This is a genomic window from Bradyrhizobium sp. BR13661, from assembly GCF_029892425.1.
Classification (GTDB): Bacteria; Pseudomonadota; Alphaproteobacteria; order Rhizobiales; family Xanthobacteraceae; genus Bradyrhizobium.
Window position 1 is genome coordinate 109336 of sequence record NZ_JARXWB010000017.1, and the last position, 25128, is coordinate 134463.

23 protein-coding genes are annotated in these 25128 nt (G+C 63.9%); 14 read left to right on the forward strand and 9 right to left on the reverse strand.

Going from position 1 to position 25128, the window contains the following annotated elements; genetic code table 11:
- Positions 1 to 50: 50 nt before the first annotated feature.
- The 4 genes from infB (at position 51) to rpsO (ending at position 4715) form a co-directional block, all read left to right on the forward strand.
- Positions 51 to 2741: a translation initiation factor IF-2 gene (gene infB, locus M2427_RS25965; RefSeq protein WP_280709655.1), complete on the forward strand. Its 2691-nt coding sequence runs from the start codon at positions 51 to 53 to the stop codon at positions 2739 to 2741.
- Positions 2742 to 2896: 155 nt separating this feature from the next.
- Complete coding sequence (gene rbfA / locus M2427_RS25970; protein WP_280709656.1) at positions 2897 to 3328, forward strand: 30S ribosome-binding factor RbfA; 432 nt, start codon at positions 2897 to 2899, stop codon at positions 3326 to 3328.
- Positions 3325 to 4443: a tRNA pseudouridine(55) synthase TruB gene (gene truB, locus M2427_RS25975; protein WP_280709657.1), complete on the forward strand. Its 1119-nt coding sequence runs from the start codon at positions 3325 to 3327 to the stop codon at positions 4441 to 4443. Before rbfA ends, truB begins: the two co-directional genes overlap by 4 nt.
- Before the next feature lie 2 nt (positions 4444 to 4445).
- Complete coding sequence (gene rpsO / locus M2427_RS25980; protein WP_018644188.1) at positions 4446 to 4715, forward strand: 30S ribosomal protein S15; 270 nt, start codon at positions 4446 to 4448, stop codon at positions 4713 to 4715.
- A gap of 62 nt (positions 4716 to 4777) precedes the next feature.
- On the opposite strand, the gene M2427_RS25985 is transcribed toward rpsO, so the two are convergent.
- Complete coding sequence (locus tag M2427_RS25985; RefSeq protein WP_280709660.1) at positions 4778 to 5050, reverse strand: hypothetical protein; 273 nt, start codon at positions 5048 to 5050, stop codon at positions 4778 to 4780.
- 130 nt (positions 5051 to 5180) lie between these two features.
- On the opposite strand from M2427_RS25985, the gene pnp reads away from it, so the two are divergent.
- A complete protein-coding gene (pnp, locus tag M2427_RS25990) occupies positions 5181 to 7337 on the forward strand; it encodes a polyribonucleotide nucleotidyltransferase (protein WP_280709661.1) in 2157 nt (718 codons plus the stop codon).
- 74 nt (positions 7338 to 7411) lie between these two features.
- Here the strand turns inward: pnp and katG are convergent, their stop codons facing one another.
- Complete coding sequence (gene katG / locus M2427_RS25995) at positions 7412 to 9574, reverse strand: catalase/peroxidase HPI (RefSeq protein WP_280709662.1); 2163 nt, start codon at positions 9572 to 9574, stop codon at positions 7412 to 7414.
- A 114-nt stretch (positions 9575 to 9688) separates the two neighbouring features.
- Here katG and M2427_RS26000 point away from each other — a divergent pair, with 114 nt between their 5' ends.
- The 4 genes from M2427_RS26000 (at position 9689) to M2427_RS26015 (ending at position 12926) form a co-directional block, all read left to right on the forward strand.
- Complete coding sequence (locus M2427_RS26000) at positions 9689 to 10615, forward strand: hydrogen peroxide-inducible genes activator (protein ID WP_280709663.1); 927 nt, start codon at positions 9689 to 9691, stop codon at positions 10613 to 10615.
- A gap of 7 nt (positions 10616 to 10622) precedes the next feature.
- Positions 10623 to 11081 carry a GNAT family N-acetyltransferase gene (locus M2427_RS26005; RefSeq protein WP_280709664.1) on the forward strand — a complete coding sequence of 153 codons (459 nt, stop codon included), beginning with the start codon at positions 10623 to 10625 and terminating at the stop codon, positions 11079 to 11081.
- A gap of 90 nt (positions 11082 to 11171) precedes the next feature.
- Positions 11172 to 11987 (forward strand): hypothetical protein, encoded by an 816-nt coding sequence (locus M2427_RS26010; RefSeq protein ID WP_280709665.1) that lies wholly within the window; start codon positions 11172 to 11174, stop codon positions 11985 to 11987.
- Positions 11988 to 12059: 72 nt separating this feature from the next.
- Positions 12060 to 12926, forward strand: coding sequence for a hypothetical protein (locus M2427_RS26015; RefSeq protein WP_280709666.1), 867 nt, complete (start codon positions 12060 to 12062; stop codon positions 12924 to 12926).
- A 41-nt stretch (positions 12927 to 12967) separates the two neighbouring features.
- Here the strand turns inward: M2427_RS26015 and fabI are convergent, their stop codons facing one another.
- The 3 genes from fabI to fabA form a co-directional block, all read right to left on the reverse strand.
- Complete coding sequence (gene fabI, locus M2427_RS26020; protein ID WP_280709668.1) at positions 12968 to 13768, reverse strand: enoyl-ACP reductase FabI; 801 nt, start codon at positions 13766 to 13768, stop codon at positions 12968 to 12970.
- Between the two features lie 174 nt (positions 13769 to 13942).
- Positions 13943 to 15166, reverse strand: coding sequence for a beta-ketoacyl-ACP synthase I (gene fabB / locus M2427_RS26025; protein WP_280709670.1), 1224 nt, complete (start codon positions 15164 to 15166; stop codon positions 13943 to 13945).
- A 39-nt stretch (positions 15167 to 15205) separates the two neighbouring features.
- The gene (fabA, locus tag M2427_RS26030) at positions 15206 to 15727 is read right to left on the reverse strand and encodes a bifunctional 3-hydroxydecanoyl-ACP dehydratase/trans-2-decenoyl-ACP isomerase (RefSeq protein ID WP_280709671.1); all 522 of its coding nucleotides are present in this window, start codon (positions 15725 to 15727) and stop codon (positions 15206 to 15208) included.
- Between the two features lie 351 nt (positions 15728 to 16078).
- Here fabA and irrA point away from each other — a divergent pair, with 351 nt between their 5' ends.
- Positions 16079 to 16567 carry an iron response transcriptional regulator IrrA gene (irrA, locus tag M2427_RS26035; protein WP_280709672.1) on the forward strand — a complete coding sequence of 163 codons (489 nt, stop codon included), beginning with the start codon at positions 16079 to 16081 and terminating at the stop codon, positions 16565 to 16567.
- A gap of 153 nt (positions 16568 to 16720) precedes the next feature.
- Here the strand turns inward: irrA and M2427_RS26040 are convergent, their stop codons facing one another.
- Complete coding sequence (locus M2427_RS26040) at positions 16721 to 17251, reverse strand: SH3 domain-containing protein (RefSeq protein ID WP_280709673.1); 531 nt, start codon at positions 17249 to 17251, stop codon at positions 16721 to 16723.
- Between the two features lie 315 nt (positions 17252 to 17566).
- Here M2427_RS26040 and M2427_RS26045 point away from each other — a divergent pair, with 315 nt between their 5' ends.
- Positions 17567 to 18568 carry a D-glycerate dehydrogenase gene (locus M2427_RS26045; RefSeq protein WP_280709674.1) on the forward strand — a complete coding sequence of 334 codons (1002 nt, stop codon included), beginning with the start codon at positions 17567 to 17569 and terminating at the stop codon, positions 18566 to 18568.
- A gap of 19 nt (positions 18569 to 18587) precedes the next feature.
- On the opposite strand, the gene moeB is transcribed toward M2427_RS26045, so the two are convergent.
- Entirely contained in the window at positions 18588 to 19391 is an 804-nt protein-coding gene (gene moeB, locus M2427_RS26050; protein ID WP_280709734.1) for a molybdopterin-synthase adenylyltransferase MoeB, read from the reverse strand.
- Between the two features lie 91 nt (positions 19392 to 19482).
- Here moeB and M2427_RS26055 point away from each other — a divergent pair, with 91 nt between their 5' ends.
- On the forward strand, positions 19483 to 20844 hold the full coding sequence (locus M2427_RS26055) for a serine protease (RefSeq protein ID WP_280709675.1): 1362 nt from the start codon (positions 19483 to 19485) through the stop codon (positions 20842 to 20844).
- Between the two features lie 145 nt (positions 20845 to 20989).
- Here M2427_RS26055 and ggt read toward each other — a convergent pair whose 3' ends face one another.
- Positions 20990 to 22669, reverse strand: a complete 1680-nt coding sequence (gene ggt, locus M2427_RS26060; RefSeq protein WP_280709676.1) for a gamma-glutamyltransferase — start codon at positions 22667 to 22669, stop codon at positions 20990 to 20992.
- A 242-nt stretch (positions 22670 to 22911) separates the two neighbouring features.
- On the opposite strand from ggt, the gene M2427_RS26065 reads away from it, so the two are divergent.
- Together M2427_RS26065 and M2427_RS26070 are read left to right on the forward strand one after the other, a co-directional pair.
- A complete protein-coding gene (locus tag M2427_RS26065) occupies positions 22912 to 23649 on the forward strand; it encodes a ParA family protein (RefSeq protein ID WP_280709677.1) in 738 nt (245 codons plus the stop codon).
- A 209-nt stretch (positions 23650 to 23858) separates the two neighbouring features.
- Positions 23859 to 24566, forward strand: a complete 708-nt coding sequence (locus M2427_RS26070; RefSeq protein ID WP_280709678.1) for a ParA family protein — start codon at positions 23859 to 23861, stop codon at positions 24564 to 24566.
- Here the strand turns inward: M2427_RS26070 and M2427_RS26075 are convergent.
- Positions 24555 to 25124 carry a GNAT family N-acetyltransferase gene (locus M2427_RS26075; protein ID WP_280709679.1) on the reverse strand — a complete coding sequence of 190 codons (570 nt, stop codon included), beginning with the start codon at positions 25122 to 25124 and terminating at the stop codon, positions 24555 to 24557. The genes M2427_RS26070 and M2427_RS26075 overlap by 12 nt on opposite strands.
- Between the last annotated feature and the right edge of the window lie 4 nt (positions 25125 to 25128).

Below are 25128 nucleotides of genomic sequence, written 5' to 3' on the forward strand. Positions count from 1 at the left end.
GGACGGTGCGGCAACGCACAACACTGATAAATCAGGATTAGGACTGCTGAATGGTTGATACCAAGACCCCTGACGACAAGAAGCTGAGCGTTCCGAGCAAGACGCTATCGCTCAAGCCGCGCGTCGAAACGGGCACTGTCCGCCAGAGCTTCAGCCATGGCCGCAGCAAGCAGGTCGTGGTCGAGAAGCGCGGCAAGCGCCGCATCGACGGCAGCCCCGAGCCGCAGGCACCGACCGTTGTCGCGAAGCCGGCGCCGGCAGCGCCGACGCCTGCTCCGTCGCGCCCGGCCCCGCCGCGCAACGCCGGCTCCGGCGTCGTGTTGCGCACGTTGACCGAGGACGAACGTTCTGCTCGCGCCAGCGCGCTGGCCGACGCCAAGGTTCGCGAAGTCGAAGAGCGTCGCGTGGCCGAGGAAGAGGCCCAGCGCCGCTCGGTTCGCGAGGCTGCCGAGCGCGCCGAACGCGAAGCCGCCGAGTCCCGCCGCAAGGCCGAGGAAGAGCGCCACCGTCACGAGGACGAAGCCAAGCGCAAGGCCGAGACCGAGGCCAAGAAGCGTTTTGGCGAAGGCGAGCAGCCGGCAGCCGGCGCGCGTCCCGCCGCGGCGGCCGCAGCTCCAACGACCAGTGCTCCGCGCCCCGCGCCGACCACGACGCGCCCTGCAGCGACCACGACCGCTCGTCCGGCGACCACCACGGCGCGGCCGGGTGGTGGCCCCCTGGGTCGTGCCCCCGCAGTTGCTGCCGGACCGGACGAGGACGATGGTCCGCGCCAGATCCGTCGCGGTCCCGGTGGCGCTGCGCGCCCTGTGGTCGCGCCCAAGCCCACCCACAAGCCTGGCCCGCAGAAGGAACGCGGTCGCCTGACGGTCGTCACCGCGCTCAACGCCGATGAAGTGCGCGAGCGCTCGATCGCCTCGTTCCGCCGCCGCACCCAGCGCCTGAAGGGCCACGCCTCGAACGAGCCGAAGGAAAAGCTCATCCGCGAGGTGATCATTCCGGAAGCGATCACGATCCAGGAACTCGCCAACCGCATGGCCGAGCGCGCGGTGGAAATCATCCGCATGCTGATGAAGCAGGGCGCGATTCACAAGATCACCGACGTGATCGACGCCGACACTGCGCAGCTGATCGCCGAAGAGCTTGGCCACACCGTCAAGCGCGTCGCCGCGTCGGACGTTGAAGAAGGCCTGTTCGACGCCATCGACGATTCCAGCGACACTGAGACCCGTTCGCCTGTCGTGACCGTGATGGGCCACGTCGACCACGGCAAGACCTCGCTGCTCGACGCGCTGCGTCATGCCAACGTGGTCTCCGGCGAAGCCGGCGGCATCACCCAGCATATCGGCGCCTATCAGGTGACCTCGCCTGAAACCGGCAAGAAGATCACCTTCATCGACACGCCCGGCCACGCCGCGTTCACCGCGATGCGCGCGCGCGGCGCCAAGGTCACCGACATCGTCGTGCTGGTGGTTGCGGCCGATGACGGCGTCATGCCGCAGACGGTCGAAGCCATCAATCACGCCAAGGCGGCAGGCGTGCCGATCATTGTTGCCATCAACAAGATCGACAAGCCCGATGCCAAGCCCGAGCGTGTCCGCACCGAGCTGCTCCAGCACGAGGTACAGGTGGAATCGTTCGGCGGCGACGTCGTCGACGTCGAAGTGTCCGCCAAGAACAAGACCAATCTCGACAAGCTGCTCGAGATGATCGCGCTCCAGGCCGACATTCTCGAGCTGAAGACCAATTCGGAGCGTCCGGCCGAAGGTACCGTGATCGAAGCCAAGCTCGATCGCGGCCGTGGTCCGGTCGCCACCGTGCTGGTCCAGCGCGGCACGCTGCGTGTCGGTGACATCATCGTCGCCGGCGCCGAAATGGGCCGTGTCCGCGCGCTGATCTCGGATCAGGGCGATACGGTGCAGGAAGCCGGTCCCTCGGTGCCGGTCGAAGTGCTCGGCTTCAACGGTCCGCCGGAAGCCGGCGATCGTCTCGCGGTGGTCGAGAACGAAGCCCGCGCCCGCCAGGTCACCAGCTACCGTGCGCACCAGAAGCGCGAGAACGCGGCCGCCTCGATCTCCGGCATGCGCGGCTCGCTCGAGCAGATGATGTCGCAGTTGAAGACGGCGGGCCGCAAGGAATTCCCGCTGATCGTCAAGGCCGACGTGCAGGGCTCGCTGGAAGCGATCCTCGGTTCGCTCGAGAAGCTCGGCACCGACGAAGTCGCAGCCCGCATCCTGCATGCAGGCGTCGGCGGCATCTCGGAATCCGACGTGACGCTCGCGGAAGGCTTCAACGCCGCGATCATCGGCTTCTCGGTTCGAGCCAACAAGGAAGCTGCCGCTGCCGCCAAGCGCAACGGCATCGAGATCCGCTACTACAACATCATCTACGACCTCGTGGACGACGTGAAGAAGGCGATGAGCGGTCTGCTCGCGCCGACCTTGCGCGAAACCATGCTGGGCAATGCCGAGATCCTGGAGATCTTCAACATCTCCAAGGTCGGCAAGGTTGCCGGCTGCCGCGTCACCGACGGCACCGTGGAACGCGGCGCCAATGTGCGCCTGATCCGCGACAACGTCGTCGTGCATGAAGGCAAGCTGTCGACGCTGAAGCGCTTCAAGGACGAAGTGAAGGAAGTCCAGGCCGGTCAGGAATGCGGCATGGCCTTCGAGAACTACCACGACATGCGCGCAGGCGATGTCATCGAGTGTTATCGCGTGGAGACGATCCAGCGCTCCCTGTAAGTCCAAATCTTACCGAAGCGCCCGGATCTTTTTGAGCTGAAATTGCGGGAGTGCGATGGCCGGACTTATTCCGGCCATCCACGCTCCATTCGTTTCAACAGGACAAATGACAATGCTCGTGTCCCAACGCGGGCACGTTGAGGTGATTTCCGACTATGCCGCGCCATCATCAGAAGAAGAGTTCCGCGACCGGCGGCTCGCAGCGCCAGCTGCGTGTCGGCGAGCAGGTTCGCCACGCGATAGCCGATATTCTGGCGCAAGGCAGCGTGCATGATGCGGACCTCGAAGGTCACATCATCACCGTGCCGGAGGTGCGGATGTCGCCCGATTTGAAGCTCGCGACCATCTACGTGATGCCGCTCGGCGGACGCGACACCGAGCTCGTCATCACTGCGCTCGATCGCAACAAGAAATTCCTGCGCGGCGAAGTCGCGCGGCGCGTTAACCTGAAATTTGCACCCGACCTTCGCTTCCGCGTCGACGAACGATTCGACGAAGCGGAACGGATCGAGAAGCTTTTGCGAACGCCTGCGGTGCAAAAGGATTTGGAACAGGATCCGGATTCGGATCGGGAAGAAGAACAATGATGATGGACCCGGCTCACGGCACGATCGCCAGCGACGAGGCCAATGCGCGCGAGGCGCAGCAAAATAATTTTGCAGATGTCGGCGGCAATGCGCAGCCGCATCAGGAGGCGCGTCGCGTCAACAACGATCCGCGCGCGAACAAGCAGAAGGGCAATCAGGTGCGCCGCGACCGGCGCGACGTGCACGGCTGGGTCGTGCTCGACAAGCCGATCGGCATGACCTCGACGCAGGCCGTCGCCGTGCTCAAGCGGCTGTTCAATGCGAAGCGCGCCGGCCACGCCGGCACGCTCGATCCGCTCGCCTCCGGCGGCCTGCCGATCGCACTGGGTGAAGCCACCAAGACGGTTCCCTTCGTGATGGACGGCCGCAAGCGCTACCGCTTCACCGTGTGCTGGGGCGAGGAGCGCGACACCGACGACATCGAGGGCCAAGTCACCGCGACATCCGACCAGCGCCCGACCCGCGAGGCCATCCTGGCCCTGCTGCCGCGTTTCACCGGGGTGATCGAGCAGGTTCCGCCACGTTATTCGGCGATCAAGGTCCAGGGCGAGCGCGCCTATGACCTTGCCCGCGACGGCGAGGTCGTGGAACTGGCCGCCCGCCCGGTCGAGATTCACCATTTAACCCTTGTGGATCAACCGGATAACGACCGGGCCGTGTTCGAGGCCGAATGCGGCAAGGGTACCTATGTCCGCGCGCTTGCGCGCGATATGGGCCGGATTCTCGGCACTTTCGGCCATATCTGCGCGCTCAGGCGGACCCTGGTCGGCCCATTCGGCGAAAACGACATGATTCCACTGGATCAGCTGGAGGCTTTGTGCGATAGAGCCGCGTCCGGCGAGGGAAGCCTCGCCGACGCGCTGATGCCCGTTGAGACCGCGCTGGACGACATCCCGGCACTGGCCGTCACTCGGGCTGATGCGGCAAGGCTCCATCGGGGCCAAGCCGTTTTGTTGCGCGGACGGGATGCGCCCACAAGTAGCGGCACAGTCTATGTCACGGTGGCAGGCCGTCTTTTGGCGCTTGCTGAAGTTGGCAATGGCGAAATCATCCCCAAGCGTGTGTTCAACCTGACCGGCTTGACTGCCTCAACCGGTCGCAACGAGAGAAATTGACGATGTCGATTGCCGCAGAACGCAAAGCGGAAGTCATCAAGACGAATGCCACCAAGGCCGGTGATACCGGTTCGCCCGAGGTTCAGGTCGCGATCCTGTCGGAGCGCATCAACAACCTGACCAACCACTTCAAGACCCACGTGAAGGACAACCATTCGCGTCGTGGCCTCCTGAAGCTGGTCTCGACCCGCCGCTCGCTCCTCGACTATCTGAAGAAGCGGGACGAGGCGCGTTACAAGGCGCTGCTCGAGAAGCACAACATTCGTCGCTAACAGCTCTTGCGCGCGCCACCGGCGCGCGTTTTTACGCGTGAGTTCGAGCCAAAGCGTTTGTTTTAAGGTTTTTGATCGAGGCTTACGCGTACGTCCGGTGCGGACCCAAAGCGCGACAGGAGTCGCACTTTGGATTTTTGTTTGAGCATGATCTTTTCGGAAAACCGCTTCGCACTTTTCCGGATCATGCCCAAGCGATGTTTCGCATCCGGGGGCATGAACAGCGAAAACCACGGTTCGGTATTCGCGCTCGTGCCGACTGACAGTCCAGCAGCAATCCGGCGGCTGGGCGCAACGGGCAAGGTGCCCGTATGACCCGAAAGGATGGACGCCATCCGACATCCAAAAACCATGGCAGGATCGCAGGACGCTGATCGCCCGCTCCGATCAGCGTCCTGCAATCTTGACATGGTTTTTGTTTTTCGAGCCGTTCCTTCTTTCGAGAACCCATGAAAGAAGACCTCTATGTTCAATAAGCATTCAGTCGAGATCGACTGGGGCGGACGCCCCCTCAAGCTCGAAACCGGCAAGATCGCACGCCAGGCCGATGGCGCCGTCGTCGCCACCTATGGCGAGACCGTGGTGCTCGCCACCGTCGTCGCGGCGAAGTCGCCGCGTGAAGGCGTCGACTTCCTGCCGCTGACCGTCGACTACCAGGAGAAGACCTACGCAGCTGGCCGCATTCCCGGCGGCTATTTCAAGCGCGAGGGACGTCCGACCGAGAAGGAGACTCTGGTCTCCCGCCTGATCGACCGTCCGATCCGTCCGCTGTTCGTCGACGGCTGGCGCAACGAGACCCAGGTGATCGTCACCGTGCTCTCGCACGACATGGAAAACGATCCCGATATCGTGGCGCTGGTGGCCTCCTCGGCCGCGCTGACGCTGTCCGGCGCGCCGTTCAAGGGCCCGATCGGCGCTGCCCGTGTCGGCTTCGCCAATGACGAGTTCATCCTCAACCCGACGCTCGACGAGATGGTCGACACTCAGCTCGACCTGGTCGTCGCCGGCACTGCCGACGCCGTGCTGATGGTCGAATCGGAAGCCAAGGAGCTGAACGAAGAGATCATGCTCGGCGCGGTGATGTTTGGTCACCGCCACTTCCAGCCGGTCATCAACGCGATCATCCAGCTCGCCGAGAAGGCCGCCAAGGAGCCGCGCGAAGTCACCGTCATCGACAATGCGGCGCTCGAAAAGGAAATGCTCGGCCTCGTCGAGCAGGAGCTGCGCACCGCCTACGCCATTCCGGTCAAGCAGGATCGCTACGCCGCGGTCGGCAAGGTCAAGGAAAAGGTGATCGCCCACTACTTCCCCGAAGGGCAGGAGCCGAAATACGACAAGCTGCGCATCAGCGCCGTGTTCAAGGAGCTCGAGGCGAAGATCGTTCGCTGGAACATCCTCGACACCGGCAAGCGCATCGACGGCCGTGACAGCAAGACCGTGCGCAACATCATCGCCGAAGTCGGCGTGCTGCCCCGCGCCCACGGCTCGGCGCTGTTCACCCGCGGCGAGACCCAGGGCCTGGTCGTGACCACGCTCGGCACCGGCGAGGACGAGCAGTACATCGACGCGCTGTCCGGAACGTACAAAGAGACGTTCCTGCTGCACTACAACTTCCCTCCCTACTCGGTCGGTGAGACCGGTCGCCTCGGCGGCACCAAGCGCCGCGAGATCGGCCACGGCAAGCTGGCCTGGCGCGCGATCCACCCGGTGCTGCCGCCGCATCACGAGTTCCCGTACACGATCCGCGTGGTCTCCGAGATCACCGAATCCAACGGCTCCTCGTCGATGGCTTCGGTCTGCGGCGCCTCGCTCGCGCTGATGGACGCCGGCGTGCCGTTGAAGCGGCCGACCGCGGGCATCGCGATGGGCCTGATCCTCGAAGACAAGCGCTTCGCGGTTCTCTCGGACATCCTCGGTGACGAGGACCATCTCGGCGACATGGACTTCAAGGTGGCCGGCACGGAAGCGGGCATCACCTCGCTGCAGATGGACATCAAGATCGAGGGCATCACCGAGGAGATCATGAAGGTCGCTCTCGGCCAGGCCAAGGAAGGTCGCATCCACATCCTCGGCGAGATGGCGAAGGCGCTCACCAACGCCCGCGCCGAGCTCGGCGAATACGCGCCGCGCATCGAGACCTTCAAGATCGCCACCGACAAGATCCGCGAAGTGATCGGCACCGGCGGCAAGGTGATTCGCGAGATCGTCGAGAAGACCGGCGCCAAGGTCAACATCGAGGACGACGGCACCGTGAAGGTCGCCTCCTCCGATGGCGAGGCGATGAAGGCCGCGATCAAGTGGATCAAGTCGATCGCGTCCGATCCGGAAGTCGGCCAGATCTATGACGGCACCGTCGTCAAGGTGATGGAGTTCGGCGCCTTCGTGAACTTCTTCGGCTCCAAGGACGGCCTCGTCCACATCAGCCAGCTCGCTTCGGCGCGCGTGCAGAAGACCTCCGACGTCGTCAAGGAAGGCGACAAGGTCAAGGTCAAGCTGCTCGGCTTCGACGACCGCGGCAAGACCCGCCTGTCGATGAAGGTCGTCGACCAGACCACCGGCGAAGACCTCGAAGGCAAGGGCGGCGAGGGCGAGAAGGCTCCGCGCGAAGCAGCCGGCGAGTAAATCTCGCTCACGTACCAAAAAAGAAGGGCGGCCTCGCGGTCGCCCTTTTTTGTTTGTGTCTCGTTCGCCGTCGATCAGGCGATGTCGAACCGGTCGAGGTTCATCACCTTGGTCCAGGCCTTGGCAAAGTCCTTGGCGAACTTCTCCTTGGAATCCGACGAGGCATAGACCTCGGCGAAGGCGCGGAGCTGCGAGTGCGAGCCGAAGATCAAATCGGCACGCGTCGCGGTCCACTTCACCGCGTTGGTCTTGCGGTCGCGGGCCTCGTAGGAGCCATCGGCAACCGGCGTCCACGCCGTGCTCATGTCGAGCAGGTTGACGAAGTAGTCGTTGGAGAGCGTGCCGACCTTCGCGGTGAGGACGCCGTGCTTCGACCCGTTCGCATTGGCACCGAGCACGCGAAGACCACCGACCAGCACGGTCAGCTCAGGACCCGTGAGCTTCAGAAGCTGCGCGCGATCGACGAGCGCCTCTTCCTGCTGCAGGAACTGATGCTTCTTGCCGACATAGTTGCGGAAGCCATCGGCGCGCGGCTCGAGCGGTGCGAAGGAGGCAGCATCCGTCTGCTCCTGCGAGGCATCCATGCGGCCCGGCGTGAAGCCGACCTTGACGTCGACGCCGGCATCCTTGGCGGCCTTCTCGACCGCGGCCGAACCACCGAGGACGATCAGGTCGGCAATCGAGACCTTCTTGGCGCCTGAAGACGCGTTGAAGTCCTTCTGGATCGCTTCGAGCTTGCCGAGCACCTTGGCGAGCTGAGCCGGCTCGTTGACCTCCCAGTCTTTCTGCGGGGCAAGACGGATGCGCGCGCCGTTGGCGCCGCCGCGCTTGTCCGAACCACGGAACGTCGAGGCCGACGCCCAGGCGGTCGAGACCAGCTCGGACACAGAGAGACCCGAAGCCAGGATCTTGGTCTTCAGCGCAGCGATGTCCTGCTCGCTGACCAGCTCGTGGTTCACGGCCGGAATCGGATCCTGCCAGATCAGCGTCTCCTTCGGCACCAGCGGGCCGAGATAGCGCTGGATCGGGCCCATGTCGCGGTGGGTCAGCTTGAACCAGGCGCGGGCGAACGCGTCCGCGAACTGATCGGGATGCTCCAGGAAGCGGCGCGAGATCTTCTCATAGGCCGGATCGAAGCGCAGCGAGAGATCGGTCGTCAGCATCGTCGGGCGATGCTTCTTCGACCTGTCGAACGCGTCGGGGATGATCGCGTCGGCGCCCTTGGCGGTCCACTGGTTCGCACCACCGGGGCTCTTCGTCAGCTCCCATTCGTACTTGAACAGATTCTCGAAGAAATTGTTGCTCCACTTCGTCGGCGTCGTGGTCCAGGTCACTTCGAGACCGCTGGTGATGGAATCACCGGCGAGGCCCGAGGCGTGCTTGCTCTTCCAGCCGAGGCCCTGGTCTTCGAGCGCGCCCGCTTCCGGCTCGGGACCAACCAGCGACGGATCGCCGGCGCCATGGGTCTTGCCGAAGGTGTGGCCGCCGGCGATCAGCGCGACGGTCTCTTCGTCGTTCATCGCCATGCGGAAGAAGGTCTCGCGGATGTCCTTGGCCGCGGCGAGCGGATCCGGCTTGCCGTTCGGGCCTTCCGGATTGACGTAGATGAGGCCCATCTGCACCGCGCCAAGCGGTTCGGCGAGCTGGCGTTCGCCGCTATAGCGCTCATCGCCGAGCCAGGTCCCTTCGGGACCCCAATAGAGCTCTTCCGGCTCCCAGACGTCGGCGCGGCCACCGGCGAAGCCGAAGGTCTTGAAGCCCATCGACTCCAGCGCGACGTTGCCGGCAAGCACCATCAGGTCGGCCCAGGAAATCTTCCGGCCATATTTCTGCTTGATCGGCCAAAGCAGCCGGCGCGCCTTATCGAGGTTGGCGTTGTCAGGCCAGGAGTTGAGCGGAGCGAAACGCTGCTGACCGGCACCGGCGCCACCGCGGCCGTCGGTGATGCGGTAGGTGCCCGCGCTATGCCAGGCCATGCGGATCATGAGGCCGCCATAGTGACCGAAGTCGGCCGGCCACCATTCCTGCGAATCCGTCATCAGGGCGGTCAGGTCCTTGACGACCGCATTCAGGTCGAGCGTCTTGAATTCCTTGGCGTAGTCGAACGCCTCGCCCATCGGGTCGGACAGGCCGGAGTTCTTGTGCAGCATGTCGATGCTGAGATTGGTGGGCCACCAGTCGCGGTTTGCTGGCACGCGTTTGCCGCCCGAAAACGGGCACTTCGAAGTGTCGTCCATGAATACCTCCTCTGGTGGCGTCGCACTCGCGCCATTGACCAGGTGGAATCACTCTAAGCGCCACGTTCGATCAGGGGAAGTTGACTTTAATGATCGCTGCGATAGGTTTTTCTGATGATCAATCTGACGCTGCGCCAGCTGCGGTATTTCGATGCCTTGGCACGTCACGGCCATTTCGGCCGCGCCGCGGAGTCCTGCTCCATCTCGCAGCCGGCGCTGTCGATGCAGATCAAGGAACTTGAGGAGGCGCTCGGCGGCCTGCTGCTGGAGCGCAGCGCCCGCCAGGTGGGACTGACCCGGTTCGGCGAGGAGCTCGCACAACGCGTCCGCGACATCCTGCGCTCGGTCGATGAGCTCGGCGATTTCGCCCGGGCCTCGCAGGACCGTTTTGCCGGACGCCTGCGCATCGGCATGATCCCGACCATCGCGCCGTATCTCCTGCCCAAGATCACCAAGAATCTCACGCGCATGCATCCGGAGCTCGACATCCGCGTGCGCGAGACCATGACGCCGCGGCTGATCCAGGAATTGGTCGAGGGCCGGCTCGACACCGCCATCGTCGCGCTGCCGGTCTCCGAACCCTCGCTCACCGAGGTCGCCCTGTTCGAGGAAAAATTCCTGCTGGTGCGGCCGGGCACGGATGCGGGCACGCCAGCGCCGTCGCGCGAGATGATGCGCGAGATGCGCTTGTTGCTGCTCGAAGAGGGCCATTGTTTCCGCGACCAGGCGCTGTCGTTCTGCAACATGCAATCGGCACCGCCCCGTGAGATGCTGGATGCGAATTCGCTATCGACGCTGGTGCAGATGGTCAGCGCCGGCATCGGCGTCACCCTGATTCCGGAGATGGCGGTCTCGGTGGAGACGCGTTCGGCCTCGGTCTCGCTGTCGCGCTTCCGCGACCCCGAGCCCTCGCGCACGATCGGCATGGTCTGGCGCAAGACAAGCCCGCTGGCCCGGCAGCTGCTGCAGATCTCCGAGGTGGTGTGCCTGTCAGCCGGCAAGGCGCGGCCGCGGCAGGCCGTGCGCAGCCAGAAGGCTTGAGGCCGCGATGTCGGATCCGATCATTCGCCCCGCCCGCACCGAGGAATATGACGAGATCGGCCGCGTCTGGATGGAGAGCTGGGTCTCCACCGGCCTCGCCGAGGCCAGCGAATTCCTGCTGGCGAACCTGCGTGCGCGCATCCGGCGCGAGATCGAGGACGGCTGGAGCCTGTTCGTCGCCGACGACGCCGGCACCATCGCCGCGATGCTGGCGCTGCATCTGCCAAAACTCTATCTCGACATGCTGTTCGTCGGCCCTCCCTATCAGGGGCAATCGCTCGGCCGGAAACTGCTCGCCTTCACGCGCGCGCAGATGCCTGACGAGATATACCTGCGCTGCGTCCGCGAGAACGAAAAGGCCTGGCGCTGGTACGAGCGCGAGGGATTTGTGTTCGAGGGGGAAGAGCTCTCCCCGGTCACAGGCTTCGTGATGAAGTGCTATCGATGGAAGCGGGCCGCCGGGTAGGCACCGAACTCCGGACGCAGCTTGCGGTTGTCACAATCCCAACTTAGTCTGGCGTGTCCGACGTCTCCAGCCCCTGGTCTCCCGGAATCCATGGTTCGAATTGCTGTCTCGCTGATCGCGCTGCTATCCCTTTTGACGTCGGCAGCCGCACAAACGCCTCCCGCTCCGTCTGCCCCCGCCAAGCCTGCAGCAAAGAAACAGGCGCCGAAAGCGGCCGCCGGTGCACGGGCCCCGGCATCGACAGAAACCGGTCCCTGCCAGATCGGCGTCATTTCCGCGATCGGAGACCAGTTTTCGGTCCAGCATGTCGGCCTCACGATGTTCGGTAACGAATATCTGGAGGCGCCGATCGATGCGTGGGGCCTCGACGATCTCCTGGTCACGCGGGTTCGTGCCGCGGCTCCCGGCATCGCGGTCCGAAAGATCACTTACGCCAATGGCGCCTTCAGACCGTATTATCACCCCGAAGCAAAGCTGTTCCGTAATAACCGCGACGACCTGACAGCCCTGGTGCGTCAGATCGCCGGCGGCGCCAATTGCGAACGTTACATCGTTGCCACGAAATCCCGCGTTTCGGTTGATGGCACCAACCAGTCAATCGAAGGCGTCGGAGTCTACAAGAATTGGGCGAGTCCTTCCGGACGAGGCGTCGTGGTCGCTTATTTTCTTCTGAACGTATTCGACGGGCGCACCTTTGAGATCCACCGGGCACCCTCCCGGAATTTCGGAGATGTGCTTGCATCGAGTTTCTCGAACAAGAACGACGACATTCGCATTCTCAACGATCTCGACTTTCCCAAAACACCGGAGCAGGCGACCAACAACGCGACGCTGCGCGACTGCGCGCGTAGCCTGATCACAGCAAAGCTGGACAAGTTCTTGCCCGCGTACATCAAGGGCGAGTAAGCGCCTATGCCGACGCGACAGGCCGAAGGATCAAGTTTGGCTGCGCCTGCGAACACCGTTGCGTCCAGTATCATGGCCCGGCTGTTCGTCGTCACGATCATCCTGTGGTGTTTTGCAACCCAGGCTCGGGCACAAATTCAATTGGAGACGGCAGGATCAGCCGTCAAACAAGCCAACGGCAAGACGAGCACGCGGCGCGAGGCGACGGGTAAGCCCGCTTCCGCCGACCCTTGCGACTTCGGTGTCGTCGTCACCACTGGCGATGAGTTCACGCTTCAGACGACCGGCCTGACCATATTTCAGTACAAGAAGACGGTCATTCCGATCCCGGGCTGGGGCCTCAACGATCTGATCTTCGCGCGGATTCGCGCCACGATCCCAGCTGGCGTATCCGTTCTGAGAATCCCCTACAACCCGGCGAAATTTCCTCCCCACGATGAATCGAAGGACACGTTGAAGGACAGGTTGTTCCGCGATCTCAACGCGGAGCTGGCCGAATACATGCGCCAGGTCGCGAAAGGAACGAATTGCCGGCACTACATCCAGATCCTCAATTCGATCAGCCCAATCGGGTCATCGAACTATACGGTCCGCGGCTTCGGCATCCTCAATCAGGATGTGGTGCTCGGGCGTCGCATCTTTCTCTATGCCCTGGCGTTTATTCGCATCTTTGACGGCCGCGACTTCTCTGTCGTCAGACAGAGCTCTGCGCTGATCAACGTGCATCATTCCCTGGCGGTGCAGAGGCTTTTGGGCAGGCTACTCGGCGGTCCTTATCGCGAGTTGCCCGCAGAATCGTTTCCAACGCGCCCTGAAGATGCCGCCGACAATCCAGTGCTGCGCGACAGCGTGCGCGCCATGCTAACGGAAAGTCTCGACAAGACGCTGCCGCTCATGCTCGGGTTGCAACGAGCGGCACGCGACAGCGACGCGCGCTGATCAACACGTCGCTTCCGCTCCTTTGCCCACCCCGCGGAGTCTTACTCCGGGTCCTTCAAATCGTCCGGCCGCGGCATCAGGACGATGTTATAGCCGGAATCGACGTAGTGGATCTCGCCAGTCACACCGCCCGAGAGATCCGACAGCAGATACAGCGCCGAGCCGCCGAGCTCGTCGAGCGTGACGCCACGGCGAAGCGGCGAATGCTTCTGCATGAAGGCGAACATCGCGCGCGCTTCGCCGATGCCGGAGCCGGCGAGCGTGCGGATGGGGCCGGCCGAGATCGCGTTGACGCGGATACCACGCGGTCCGAAATCGGAAGCGAGATAGCGCACCGAGGCTTCCAGCGCTGCCTTGGCCACGCCCATCACGTTGTAGTTCGGCATCGACCGCTCGGAGGCGCCGAAGGTCAGCGTGATCATGCTGCCGCCATCCGTCATCAGCTCGGCCGCGCGCTTTGCGACCTCGGTGAAGGAGAAGCAGGAGATCACCATGGTGCGCGAGAAATTCTCGCGGCTGGTGTCGGCGTAGCGGCCCTTCAGCTCGTTCTTGTCGGCAAAGCCGATCGCGTGGATGACGAAGTCGAGCTTGCCCCACTTCTCACGGAGCACATCGAAGGTGGCGTCGACACTGGCGATGTCCTCGACATCGCAAGGCAGCACCAATTCGACACCGAGAGATTCCGCCAGCGGCTTGACGCGCTTGCCCAGCGCCTCGCCCTGGAAGGTGAAGGCGAGCTCGGCACCGTGAGCATGCAGCGTCTTCGCCATGCCCCAGGCGATCGAATGATCATTGGCGATGCCCATGATCAGACCGCGCTTGCCTTTCATCAGACCTTCCATTGCGTGCAAATCTCCGCTCTTCGTCATGCCCGGGCATAGCCGTCTGAAGGACGGCGTCGCTTCGCTCGCCTATGTCCCGGGCATCCACGCCCTTCGCAGCCAGAAGTTAAGACGTGGATGGCCGGGACGAGCCCGGCCATGACGAGAAGAATCTCTAGTGCGTCGGCAATAACGTCACACGTCCATCCGGCTGAACACCAGTGTGGCGTTGGTGCCGCCGAAGCCGAACGAGTTCGAGAGCACGGTGCCGATCTTGACGTTGTCGATGCGCTTGCGCACGATCGGCATGTCGGCGAAGACAGGATCGAGCTCCTGGATGTGAGCGCTCTCGCAGATGAAGCCGTTGTTCATCATCAGCAGCGAGTAGATCGCTTCCTGCACGCCGGTCGCGCCCAGCGAATGGCCGGTCAGCGCCTTGGTCGCCGAGATCGGCGGGCACTTTTCGCCGGCGCCGAACACGCGGCGGAGCGCGTCGATCTCAGGCGGATCGCCCGCCGGCGTCGAAGTCGCGTGCGGATTGATGTAGTCGACCTTGGTCTTCACCGTCGACATCGCCATGCGCATGCAGCGCTCGGCGCCTTCACCCGACGGGGCGACCATGTCGTAACCGTCCGACGTCGCGCCATAGCCGACGATCTCGCCGTAGATGCGCGCGCCGCGCGCCTTGGCATGCTCGAGCTCTTCGAGCACCAGCACACCGGCGCCACCGGCAATGACGAAGCCGTCGCGGTTGACGTCATAGGGACGCGAGGCAGTGGCGGGCGTGTCGTTGTACTTCGACGACATCGCGCCCATCGCGTCGAACAGCACCGACAGCGACCAGTCCAGCTCCTCGCAGCCACCGGCGAAGATGACGTCCTGCTTGCCGATCTGGATCGTCTCATAGGCATTGCCGACACAATGGTTCGACGTCGCGCAGGCCGAAGAGATCGAATAGTTCACGCCTTTGATCTTGAACCAGGTCGCGAGCGTCGCGGACGCCGTCGACGACATCGCCTTCGGCACGGCAAACGGACCGACGCGCTTTGGTCCCTTGGTGCGGGTGATGTCGGCCGACTCGACGATGGTGCGAGCGGACGGGCCACCGGAGCCCATGATGATACCGGTGCGGATGTTGGAGACTTCCTCCGGGCCGAGGCCGGAGTCCTGGATCGCCTGCTCCATCGCGATGTGATTCCACGCCGCGCCCTGACCGAGAAAGCGCATCGCGCGACGATCGACGACCGTCGCAGGATCGAGCGTGGGCGCACCCTGCACCTGCGAACGAAAGCCGAGCTCGGCATATTTCTCGGCCCGCGAAATGCCCGACTTCGCCTCGTGAAGGCTCGCAAGCACTTCCTGGGTGTTGTTTCCGATCGACGAGACGATACCCATCCCGGTGACCACAACCCGCCTCATGACAGCCTCGCCTAAATCGTTGTCTTCTCGATGATGCGCTTAGCTCAGGCTCGTGCCCTGCTTGAACAGGCCGACCTTCAGATCCTTGGCGCGATAAATAATCTGGTCGTCGACCGAAAGCCATCCGTCGGCAATGCCGAGCACCAGCTTTGAACGCATCACGCGCTTGATATCGACGTTGTACACAACCTTGCGAGCCTCGGGCAGCACCTGGCCGCCGAACTTCAGTTCGCTGAGGCCGAGTGCACGACCGCGACCTTCGCCACCGCTCCAACCCAGATAAAAGCCGACCATTTGCCACAGTGCATCGAGGCCCAGGCAGCCCGGCATCACGGGGTCGTTCTTGAAGTGGCAGCCGAAGAACCAGAGGTCGGATTTCACGTCGAGCTCGGCGCGCACCAGGCCCTTGCCGAATTCGCCGCCATGATCGTTAATTTCCGCGACGCGGTCGAACATGAGCATCGGCGGCAGGGGCAATTGCGCATTGCCGGGACCGAACATCTCACCGCGGGCACATGCCAGCAAATCTTCGTACTCGTAACCGTTGCGCCTGTTCAGCATGCGGAAGCCTCTGTTTGAACCCCGATTGAGCGGCGTTTCTGGCAAAAATGGGCCCCGTCCTGCTCGGAAGGCAACACAAATTGCCGTCGTCAGGCGCCAATAACCGAGAGCTGGATAGACCGCAGACCGGGCCCCAATGCCTGGCCGCGCCTAAATCGGTTGAGCGGAACCGCGCGCTCTCTAACACAGGCCTTTTCGGGTAGCAAAGCGGTCCCATGAAGGTAGAATGACGGGGTGTCGCGCCGGTTCCTCTGCTGATTAGAACCGCTCTAGTTGCGAGAAACTTGCATCTGCATCTATCTGTCCATATATTGCAGACAGATAGTGTTCACGCGTGCCCGAATTCTGGAAATGAGCGAAAATAACGCGATCCGTCACGACGAGGATGCCCATGCGGCCCTTCTGTCCGGCCGCCAGCCGGCCCTGACCGGCTGCCCCTGGCATGACGTCAACGAAATGCTCCAGTCTGCCGGCCTGCGCCCGACGCGCCAGCGCATGGCTCTGGGCTGGCTGCTGTTCGGCAAGGGCGCGCGCCACCTCACGGCTGAAATGCTCTATGAGGAAGCAACCCTGGCCAAAGTGCCGGTGTCGCTCGCGACCGTCTACAACACGCTGAACCAGCTGACCGATGCCGGCCTGCTGCGCCAGGTCAGCGTCGACGGCACCAAGACCTATTTCGACACCAACGTCACCACCCACCATCACTACTACCTCGAGAACAGCCACGAGCTGGTCGATATCGAGGATCCGCATCTGGCGCTGTCCAAGATGCCGGAGGTGCCGGAGGGTTACGAGATCGCGCGCGTCGACATGGTCGTGCGCCTGCGCAAGAAGCGCTGAGATCGTCCACTGCTGATTTGATCGTGGTGGCCGGGCTCGTCCCGGCCATATTGTTTTACACCGTCATTCCGGGGCGGTGCGGAGCACCGAACCCGGAATCTCGAGATCCCGGGTTCGATGCTAAAGCATCGCCCCGGGATGACGCCTTCGACGTCAGTTGACCTGCTCGTCCGTATAGACGCCCCAAAGGCGTTCCTGCTGGATCCAGCCATCAAAGCCGCTGCCGGTGATGTGGCACCAGTTGGTGGTGCATTTTTTCACCGTGGTGACGACGCCGGCCTGGAGCTTTGCGGCAACCGCGCTGTCGGGATCGGCGCGGTCATAGATCGGCGCGAGATCGTCCTTGTTCTTCATGGTGACCACCGCAGTGCGGCGGCCCGACAGCAGGGAGTGATAGACCCAGCCCTCGGCGCCTTCGGAATCGCGCACCCGGCGCCAGTTCTCGAACTCGGCGGTGATTTCGACCGGCAAGCCGGCGCGGGTGTAGACCCAGGCCACGTCATTATCCTTGGTCGGGCCGGCGCGGACGTTGACGTGATCCGATTTGAGACTGACATAGCGCGGCACCGGCAGGCCGCTGGCGGTCTGGGGGGTGGTGTCCTTGGCCGAATGCGAGGGGCCGACCGAGGCGCTCAACCAGGTGCAAACGAGCGCCATCACCGAACAAAAACGCCCCAACGCCATCAACCCGTCTCCTGTCGAAGACCGGGGCTCAAAGCCCGGCCCTCACCCCAATTCCAAACCCTGCCGCATCATTCCCTGTTCCGCCCCACGCGGGTGTTCCCGAAGCCAACTTGTCTTGGCCCGGCCTTCTGCTAGAGAGGACGGACGCTTGAACAACCAGTTTGCCCCGATTTTCCGGCCGGAAATCTCGGGAAAGCTTGAAGGAAACGCCGGGGACGACACGGCTGTTGCAGTGTCGAACAACCGGGTTAATGAGGCCTCAACGGCCGGCCTTTGGCGACAGAGGCGGCCTGCAACGCCTCATGAGGGCAGGACATGTCGGTGAAGAAAAAGCCCCTCGTCGTGGTGACGCGCAAGCTGCCGGACTCGATCGAGACCCGGATGCGCGAGCTGTTCGACGCACGCATCAATCTCGAGGACACACCGATGTCGGCCGAGCAGATCGCCGAGGCCGCGCGCACCGCCGACATCCTGGTTCCCACGGTCACCGATCACATCAGCGCCGACATCGTCAACCAGCCCGACTGCAAGCTCCGCCTGATCGCGAATTTCGGCAACGGTGTCGACAATATCGACGTCGAGGCCGCACATGCCCGTGGCATCACGGTCACCAACACGCCGAAGGTTCTGACCGAAGACACCGCCGACATGACGATGGCGCTGATCCTGGCCGTGCCGCGCCGGATGATCGAAGGCGCCTCCGTGCTGACGGAAGGAAAGCCCTGGGCGGGCTGGTCGCCGACCTGGATGCTCGGCCACCGCATCGGCGGCAAGCGTCTCGGCATCATCGGCATGGGCCGCATCGGCCAGGCAGTCGCGCGACGCGCCCGCGCCTTCGGCTTGCAGATCCACTACCACAATCGCCGTCCCGTCGCGCCCAAGATCGCCGAAGAGCTTGGCGCGACCTATTGGGAAAGCCTCGACCAGATGCTGGCGCGGATGGACATCATCTCGGTGAACTGTCCGCACACGCCGGCGACCTACCATCTGCTCTCGGCGCGACGGCTGAAGCTGATCCGGAAAGACGCCTACATCGTCAACACCGCACGCGGAGAGGTGACGGACGAAGACACGCTGATCAAGCTGATCGAAGGCGGCGAGATCGGCGGCGCCGCCCTCGACGTCTATGAGCACGAGCCCGCGGTCAATCCGAAGCTGGTGCGGCTTGCCAAGGCCGGCAAGGTGATCCTGATGCCGCATATGGGCTCGGCCACGATCGAGGGCCGCGTCGAGATGGGCGAGAAGGTGATCATCAACATCCGCACCTTCCTCGACGCCCACAAGCCGCCGGATCGCGTGCTGCCGAGCATGCTGTGACGTTCAAAACGGATCGCCCTCAGGGGCGATGGGCACTGAGATCGGTGACCACAGGACCATCGCCATTGAGCGGATTGGCGGGATCGCGGGCGTAGCGCAGCGTCTCGAAGCGCATCGCGCGGGCGTCGATCATCAGAAGGCGGCCGACGAGGCCCTCGCCGAAGCCGACGATCTCGCGGATCGCCTCCAGCGCCATCATCGAGCCCATCACGCCCGCGAGCGCGCCCATGACGCCGGCTTCCGCGCAGGCCGGCACGGTGCCCGGCGGCGGCGCTTCCGGAAACAGGCAGCGATAGGTCGGATTGAAGACGCCCTGCTCGTTGGTCTCGTGCGCGCGGATGGTGGTGAGCGAGCCGTCAAACGTCCCGAGCGCCGCCGTGATCAACGGCCGCTTCGCGAAGAAGCAGGCGTCCGAGACCAGATAGCGCGTCGAGAAATTGTCGGAGCCATCGAGCACGAGGTCGTAGTCGCCGATCAGCGATAGCGCATTGTCCGCGTTGAGCCAGGTGGCGTGGCCGACGAAGCGGACATGTGGATTGAGCTCTGCGATCCGCTCGGCCGCGCTCTCGACCTTGTGGCGGCCGATGTCGGGCGTCGTATGGATCACCTGGCGCTGCAGGTTCGACAGTGACACGACGTCGTCATCGACCACGCCCAACGTTCCGATGCCGGCGGCCGCCAGATACATCAGCGCCGGCGCACCGAGCCCGCCCGCGCCGATCACCAGCACGGAGGCCCGCTTCAGCGCGGCCTGACCGGGGCCGCCGACATCGCGCAGCACGATATGGCGGGCATAGCGTTCGAGTTCGTCCGGGCTGAGCAAGCTCTTTGACTCCTGAACCACCGCAACATTGTTCGCGACCAACGAGATGTGCTTCAATGGCAGCGCGTTCAATGGGCTGGCTGGATTTGTCATGAGATCGATGCTTGCGGCAACACTGATGTTGGCCTCTGCCACAGGCGCGCACGCCCAGATGACGGCGCCGCAGGTCCCCGGCGCCAAGCCGAAGATGGTCCAGACCGTTCCGATCAAGCCCCCCGCCCTGCAAACGCCGTCGGAAACGGCCGACGCGATGGCGCAGGCCGAGCGGCTGGCGCTGCAATCCGACCTCGCCTGGGTCGGCGAATATAACGGCGCGATCACCGGCGATGTCAGCTCGCGCATGGTCGATGCCATCAAGGAATACCAGAAGAAAAAGGGCGGCAAGCCGACCGGCGTGCTCAACCCGCAGGAGCGCTCCGCGCTCGCCGAAACCGCACGGCGCAAGCAGGATAGCGTCGGCTGGAAGATCGTGACTGAAATGACCAGCGGCGCGCGGCTCGGCATTCCCTCCAAGCTGGTGCCAAATCAGGCGACCGACGCCAACGGCTCGAAATGGTCTTCGCCAACGGGCACGGTGCAGGTTCTGCTCAGCCGTCGCAAGGAAGCAAACCCGACCACCGCAAAGCTCGCTGAAACCGAGAAGAAGGAGCCGGCCGGACGCAAGGTCGACTACACCGTGGTGAAGCCCGACTTCTTCGTGCTGTCGGGGTTGCAGGGCCTGAAGAAGTTTTATGTGCGCGGCACCTTCAAGGGCGACGAAGTCCGCATCATGACGATCCTGTACGACCAGGCGACCGAGAACACGGTCGAGCCTGTCGTGATCGCGATGTCGAGCGCGTTCAATGCGTTTCCGTCTGGTCCGCAGGCTGGGCCTGCGCCGCGCAAGACTGTTGAATATGGGACCGGCATCGTCGTCAGCGACGACGGTGCGATCGTCACCGATCGCCTTGTCACCGATAGCTGCCTCGCAATCACCATCGGCGGCTACGGCAATGCCGACCGCCTTGCCGAGGATAAGGAGCACGATCTCGCGCTGCTGCACATCTACGGCGCGCGCGGCCTCAAGCCGCTCAGCCTCACCAGCGGCGCTGCGAAGACCAGCGTGGATGTCGTCGGCATCGCCGATCCCCAAAGCCAGGGCGGCGCGACCAACGTTTCGAACGTCAAGGGCGCGCTGGCGCCAGTCACGCGCAGCGACTCTGCATTGTCTCCACCGCCCGCCGTCGGTTTCTCCGGCAGCCCGGCCATCGACAGCGATGGCAAGTTCGCCGGCGTTGCGCTGCTGAAGCCGGCGATCGTCGCGGGCCCCGCGACAGCGATTCCGGCCTCACAGGCCGTGATGGTGTCGGCGGAGACCGTGCGCGATTTTCTGAAGGCGAATGCTGTTACCGCGAACGGCACATCGACCGACACGAAAGCCGCGGTCGTGCGTGTGATTTGCGTGCGGAAGTAACCATCTTGTCCCGGACGCTCTGCAACGCTCCAGCGTTGCTGTGCCGAGCCGGGACCCATGCATCCTCACGCTCCGTGCTAGTGGCTTTCTGGGCCCCGGCTCTGCAGCGCACCGCTTTGCGCTGCGCTGCGCCCGGGGCACGAGACTAGCTCAGCCTGAATCGCACCCCGCTCTTCGCAAGGCCGCCCGAAATCCCCACTGGCGTGCCATCCGCGCGCCAGCACGCGGCACCGGTCATGGTGCCGTCGTCGTGGAAGGCGATACCATTCATGCCGCCGGCGACTGTGGCGACCGGCTGGACCGTGTGGCCGAACGCCGTGAGTTTTGTCCGCACGCTCTCCGGCACCTTCTGCTCGACCTCGAGCGCATTGCCCTCTGTCCAGACCCGCGGTGCTTCGACGGCCTCCTGCAGGCTCATGCCGTGATCGATCAGATTGACCAGCGCCTGCATCGCGCTCGGGAAAATGCGCTTGCCGCCGGGCAGGCCTAGCGCATAGCGCAGCTTGCCGTCGTGTAAAGCCATCATCGGCGACATCGAGGTCGTCACGCGCTTGCCCGGCGCTAGCGACAGCGCATGGCCCGGACGCGGGTCGAACAGGTTCATGTAATTGTTGGCGATGGCACCGAGGCCCGGGATCATGATCTTCGCGCCAAACAGGTTGTTGATGGTCTGCGTGGTCGCGATCACGTTGCCAAAACTGTCTGCCGCCGTCATGTGCGTGGTGTGTGCGCTCTCGAGCTGCGTCACGCCGGCACCAAAAGCCTGCGCGCGCGCCGGATCGATCGTGCGGCGGCGTTCCTCGGCGTAAGCCTTCGACGTCAGCTTCTCCACGGGCACGCCGACATAGTCAGGATCACCACTTGCCGCGGCGCGATCGGCGAACGCGATCTTCAGGACTTCGGCGAGGTAATGGATGGTCTCGGCTGTGCCGAAGCCAAGGCTGGCGATATCGTAGCCTTCCAGAATGTTCAGCATCTGCGCGATGTGCACGCCGGAGGCTGCGGGCGGTGGCGGCCCAAGGATGATCCAGCCGCGATAGTCGGCGCGGATCGGCTGCCGCTCGACGGTTCTGTAGTTGGTCAGGTCATTGCGACGGATGAAGCCGCCAGCCTTCTCCATGTAGTCGGCGAGGATGTCGCCGAGCGGACCCTCGTAGAGCGCGTTCTCGCCGTGATCGGCGATATAGCGAAGTGTCTCGGCATATTCTGATTGCACCACGCGCTCGCCGACCTTGAGCGGCTCGCCATTGGGCATGAACACCGCCGATATCGGCTTGTCCTTGCGCATCGTCGCGGCGCACTCGCTGATGCATTCGTGCAAGTAGGGCGTCGCCGCATAGCCGCGCGCGGCGTGCTTGATCGCGGGCTGCATGACATCGGCAAGGCTCATGGTGCCGAACCTTCGCAGCGTCTCGCACCAGGCTTTCAGCGAGCCCGGCGTGGCGACCGCCTTCGGGCCGTTGAGGTTCTCATTGCCGACGGTGTCGAACACGTCGTGCGCCGAGCCCGGCTTGGAGGTGTAGGTGGTGTCGCGAACCGCCGATGGCACCGTGCTCTGGCCATCGATGACGCGGTGGCTGCCGTCGGCCAGGCGAATATGCGCCATGCCGCCGCCGATGATGCCGACCATCATCGGCTCGACCACGGTCAGCGTGAACAGCGTGGCGATCGCAGCGTCGATGGCGTTGCCGCCGGCCGCCAGCATCTCGGCGCCGGCGCTGGAGGCCAGCGGGTGATTGCTCACCACCATGCCGCGGCTCGAGACCGCCGGCATCTTCTGACATTCGAAGTTTGTTGCCGTCCGGTCGCGCCAGTTTCCGCTCATGCTGCTGGTCCTTCTTGTTCACGATGGCAAGCACACCATAGGCACTTCTACGGGTCCAGTACTGGTACGGATTAACTGGCATTCCCGATTCTGCCATCATCGCTATCGTTGATTCGGACATCCGCGGTCCCCTTTGGATCGGGCAGGGCACGTCCTGAGCGAGAAGAGCTCAGCATCAAAAAGCGATGCACGTTCGCGTGGCGTTACCCCAGACCCAAGCACTCCAAAGGATTCAGCTTCCCATGCACACGATCGTACTGGCCACCCAAAAGGGTGGGAGTGGCAAGAGCACGCTCGCCATCGGCCTCGCGCTGGCTGCCAAGCAGGCCGGCTTCACCGTTCGCCTGATCGAGACCGACCCGCAGGGCACCCTGTCCAACTGGGCGCGCCGTCGCAACAACGATGACGTCGTCGTCGAGCCGATCTATCACGCCGCCGATTTCGCGCCGCGGCTGAACATGCTGGCCGACAGCGGTCTCCAGCTTGCGATCGTCGACACCGCGGCCGGCCTGTCCGCCGCGACCACCGCGGCGATCCGCCATTCCAACCTCTGCCTGATCCCGGCCCGCCCGAGCGTCGCCGACATCGAGGCGACCGTCTCCACCGTCAGCGTCGCACGCGCCTGGAAGCGTCCCTACAGCTTCGTGCTGAACCAGACGCCGATCCGCGGCCAGCGCATCGACAACGCGGCCAACACGCTCGCCGAGGAAGCCGCGCTCGATCTCACCGACGTGCTCGCACGCCCGCTGATCGTGATGCGCAACGACCACCAGGACTCGCTCGCCTCCGGCCTCGCCGTCAGCGAGTTCGCACCGAACGGCAAGTCGACCGAGGAAATCCGCGGCCTCTGGCGCTGGATCGAGACCCGTCTCGAACTCTCCGCCGGCAATCTCCTGATCGATCAGGTCATGTCGGCCGCAGACGGTGTGCTGCATGCCGCCGCCGAGCTTTCGGCGGACGAAACTGTTCTGGCATCCTGAGCGGGGCGATCGCTCAGGCTGCAAGACGGGCTCTTTGCCATCCGGTGAATGAGCCCAGGCGACGAAGCAATCCGGCCACCAGCCCGGCCGGATTTGCTTCGCTCGCGCTCCGTAGTACTACAACATTCACAAAACTGTCATATTGCGGCATTGTCGGAAGCGATTCGCGATCCGTTCGGGATGCGCCTCGTGTCGGCTAGGACCGCTCCATGCACACACTGGTCTTCGCTACGCAGAAAGGCGGCTGCGGCAAGAGCACGCTCGCTGCCGGCATCGCGCTCGCCGCGCAGCACGCTGGCCATCTGGTTCGCCTGATCGACACCGATCCGCAGGCCACGCTGTCGAACTGGCAAAGCCGCCGGCTTGCGCATGATGTCGTCGTCGACAGCGTTCACGAAGCTGGCGAGATCGAACCAGAGTTGCGGAAGCTGCGCCGCGAGGGCACTGACCTCGCGATCATCGATACGTCTGCCGGGATGAATGCCGCGACGCGAACCGCAATTCTCTGCGCCGACCTGTGCCTGCTGCCGACGCGACCGAGCATCGCCGACCTCGAATCGACCGTCACGACACTGCGCGTCGTCAGGGCCGCACGACGACCGTTTGCCTTCATTCTCAACCAGGCTTCGATCCGCGGAGAACGTGGCAACCTCGCCGCGTCCGCGCTAAGCCGCGAAGCCGAGCACGAGCTTGCCGAGATCGTGGCATTGCCGTTCATCGCCAGCCGCAACGATCATCAGGACGCGCTCGCCGCCGGGCTCACCGCCGTCGAATACGCGCCCGACGGCAAAGCCGCTGACGAGATTCGCCGGCTCTGGGAATGGATCGAAGCGCGCCTGCAGAGCAGGCTCGAGCAATCGGCTCCGACCGATGCGCTGAACGACGACACTGACGTGCCGTGGGACTCATGCCTGTGATTGCGCGCCTCTGCCACGCAGCCAGGCTTCACGCTGCACAATCCATCTCTCAGCCGTCGACTGTCCACCGTGATGCGGCAGCTCGATGAAGCCGACGAACTCCGCGCCGGTCTTCTGCTTGACCCGGCGCGAAGCCTCGTTTGTGGCGGCGTTGCTGACGTAGAAATGTTCGAGGCAAAGCGTGAGGAAGGCAAAGTCGTTCACCGCGATGATGGCCTCCGTCATCAAGCCGCGCCCCCAATAAGGCTCAGCCAGCCAGAAGCCGCGATTGCCTTTGGCGCCCTCTGCACGGGGCCGGAAATGAATATTGCCGATGGCCTCGCCATCACCGCCCTTCAGCACCAGCACCCAATGGTGGAGCTCTTCGCCAGCCGTGATCTTGTCGAGCTGCAACCGGACGAAGGTTTCCGCGCCATCCGCCGGATAGGGCCAGGGCACCACGGCCGCAAGATGCCGGATGATGTTCCAATTGTCGAAATGCCGCTGGATCGCCGGCGCGTCGGATAGCGCCAGCGGACGCAGGATCAGCCGTTCGGTCTCAAGCAGCGGCGTCTGCATGGCC

What these genes read in the sequence shown, in the direction of transcription:
- infB (WP_280709655.1), top strand. Translation starts at nt 51, where the DNA reads ATGGTTGATACCAAGACCCCTGACGACAAGAAGCTGAGCGTTCCGAGC.
- rbfA (WP_280709656.1), top strand. Translation starts at nt 2,897, where the DNA reads ATGCCGCGCCATCATCAGAAGAAGAGTTCCGCGACCGGCGGCTCGCAG.
- truB (WP_280709657.1), top strand. Translation starts at nt 3,325, where the DNA reads ATGATGATGGACCCGGCTCACGGCACGATCGCCAGCGACGAGGCCAAT.
- rpsO (WP_018644188.1), top strand. Translation starts at nt 4,446, where the DNA reads ATGTCGATTGCCGCAGAACGCAAAGCGGAAGTCATCAAGACGAATGCC.
- M2427_RS25985 (WP_280709660.1), bottom strand. Translation starts at nt 5,050, where the DNA reads ATGGCGTCCATCCTTTCGGGTCATACGGGCACCTTGCCCGTTGCGCCC.
- pnp (WP_280709661.1), top strand. Translation starts at nt 5,181, where the DNA reads ATGTTCAATAAGCATTCAGTCGAGATCGACTGGGGCGGACGCCCCCTC.
- katG (WP_280709662.1), bottom strand. Translation starts at nt 9,574, where the DNA reads ATGGACGACACTTCGAAGTGCCCGTTTTCGGGCGGCAAACGCGTGCCA.
- M2427_RS26000 (WP_280709663.1), top strand. Translation starts at nt 9,689, where the DNA reads ATGATCAATCTGACGCTGCGCCAGCTGCGGTATTTCGATGCCTTGGCA.
- M2427_RS26005 (WP_280709664.1), top strand. Translation starts at nt 10,623, where the DNA reads ATGTCGGATCCGATCATTCGCCCCGCCCGCACCGAGGAATATGACGAG.
- M2427_RS26010 (WP_280709665.1), top strand. Translation starts at nt 11,172, where the DNA reads ATGGTTCGAATTGCTGTCTCGCTGATCGCGCTGCTATCCCTTTTGACG.
- M2427_RS26015 (WP_280709666.1), top strand. Translation starts at nt 12,060, where the DNA reads ATGGCCCGGCTGTTCGTCGTCACGATCATCCTGTGGTGTTTTGCAACC.
- fabI (WP_280709668.1), bottom strand. Translation starts at nt 13,768, where the DNA reads ATGGAAGGTCTGATGAAAGGCAAGCGCGGTCTGATCATGGGCATCGCC.
- fabB (WP_280709670.1), bottom strand. Translation starts at nt 15,166, where the DNA reads ATGAGGCGGGTTGTGGTCACCGGGATGGGTATCGTCTCGTCGATCGGA.
- fabA (WP_280709671.1), bottom strand. Translation starts at nt 15,727, where the DNA reads ATGCTGAACAGGCGCAACGGTTACGAGTACGAAGATTTGCTGGCATGT.
- irrA (WP_280709672.1), top strand. Translation starts at nt 16,079, where the DNA reads ATGAGCGAAAATAACGCGATCCGTCACGACGAGGATGCCCATGCGGCC.
- M2427_RS26040 (WP_280709673.1), bottom strand. Translation starts at nt 17,251, where the DNA reads ATGGCGTTGGGGCGTTTTTGTTCGGTGATGGCGCTCGTTTGCACCTGG.
- M2427_RS26045 (WP_280709674.1), top strand. Translation starts at nt 17,567, where the DNA reads ATGTCGGTGAAGAAAAAGCCCCTCGTCGTGGTGACGCGCAAGCTGCCG.
- M2427_RS26055 (WP_280709675.1), top strand. Translation starts at nt 19,483, where the DNA reads ATGAGATCGATGCTTGCGGCAACACTGATGTTGGCCTCTGCCACAGGC.
- ggt (WP_280709676.1), bottom strand. Translation starts at nt 22,669, where the DNA reads ATGAGCGGAAACTGGCGCGACCGGACGGCAACAAACTTCGAATGTCAG.
- M2427_RS26065 (WP_280709677.1), top strand. Translation starts at nt 22,912, where the DNA reads ATGCACACGATCGTACTGGCCACCCAAAAGGGTGGGAGTGGCAAGAGC.
- M2427_RS26070 (WP_280709678.1), top strand. Translation starts at nt 23,859, where the DNA reads ATGCACACACTGGTCTTCGCTACGCAGAAAGGCGGCTGCGGCAAGAGC.
- M2427_RS26075 (WP_280709679.1), bottom strand. Translation starts at nt 25,124, where the DNA reads ATGCAGACGCCGCTGCTTGAGACCGAACGGCTGATCCTGCGTCCGCTG.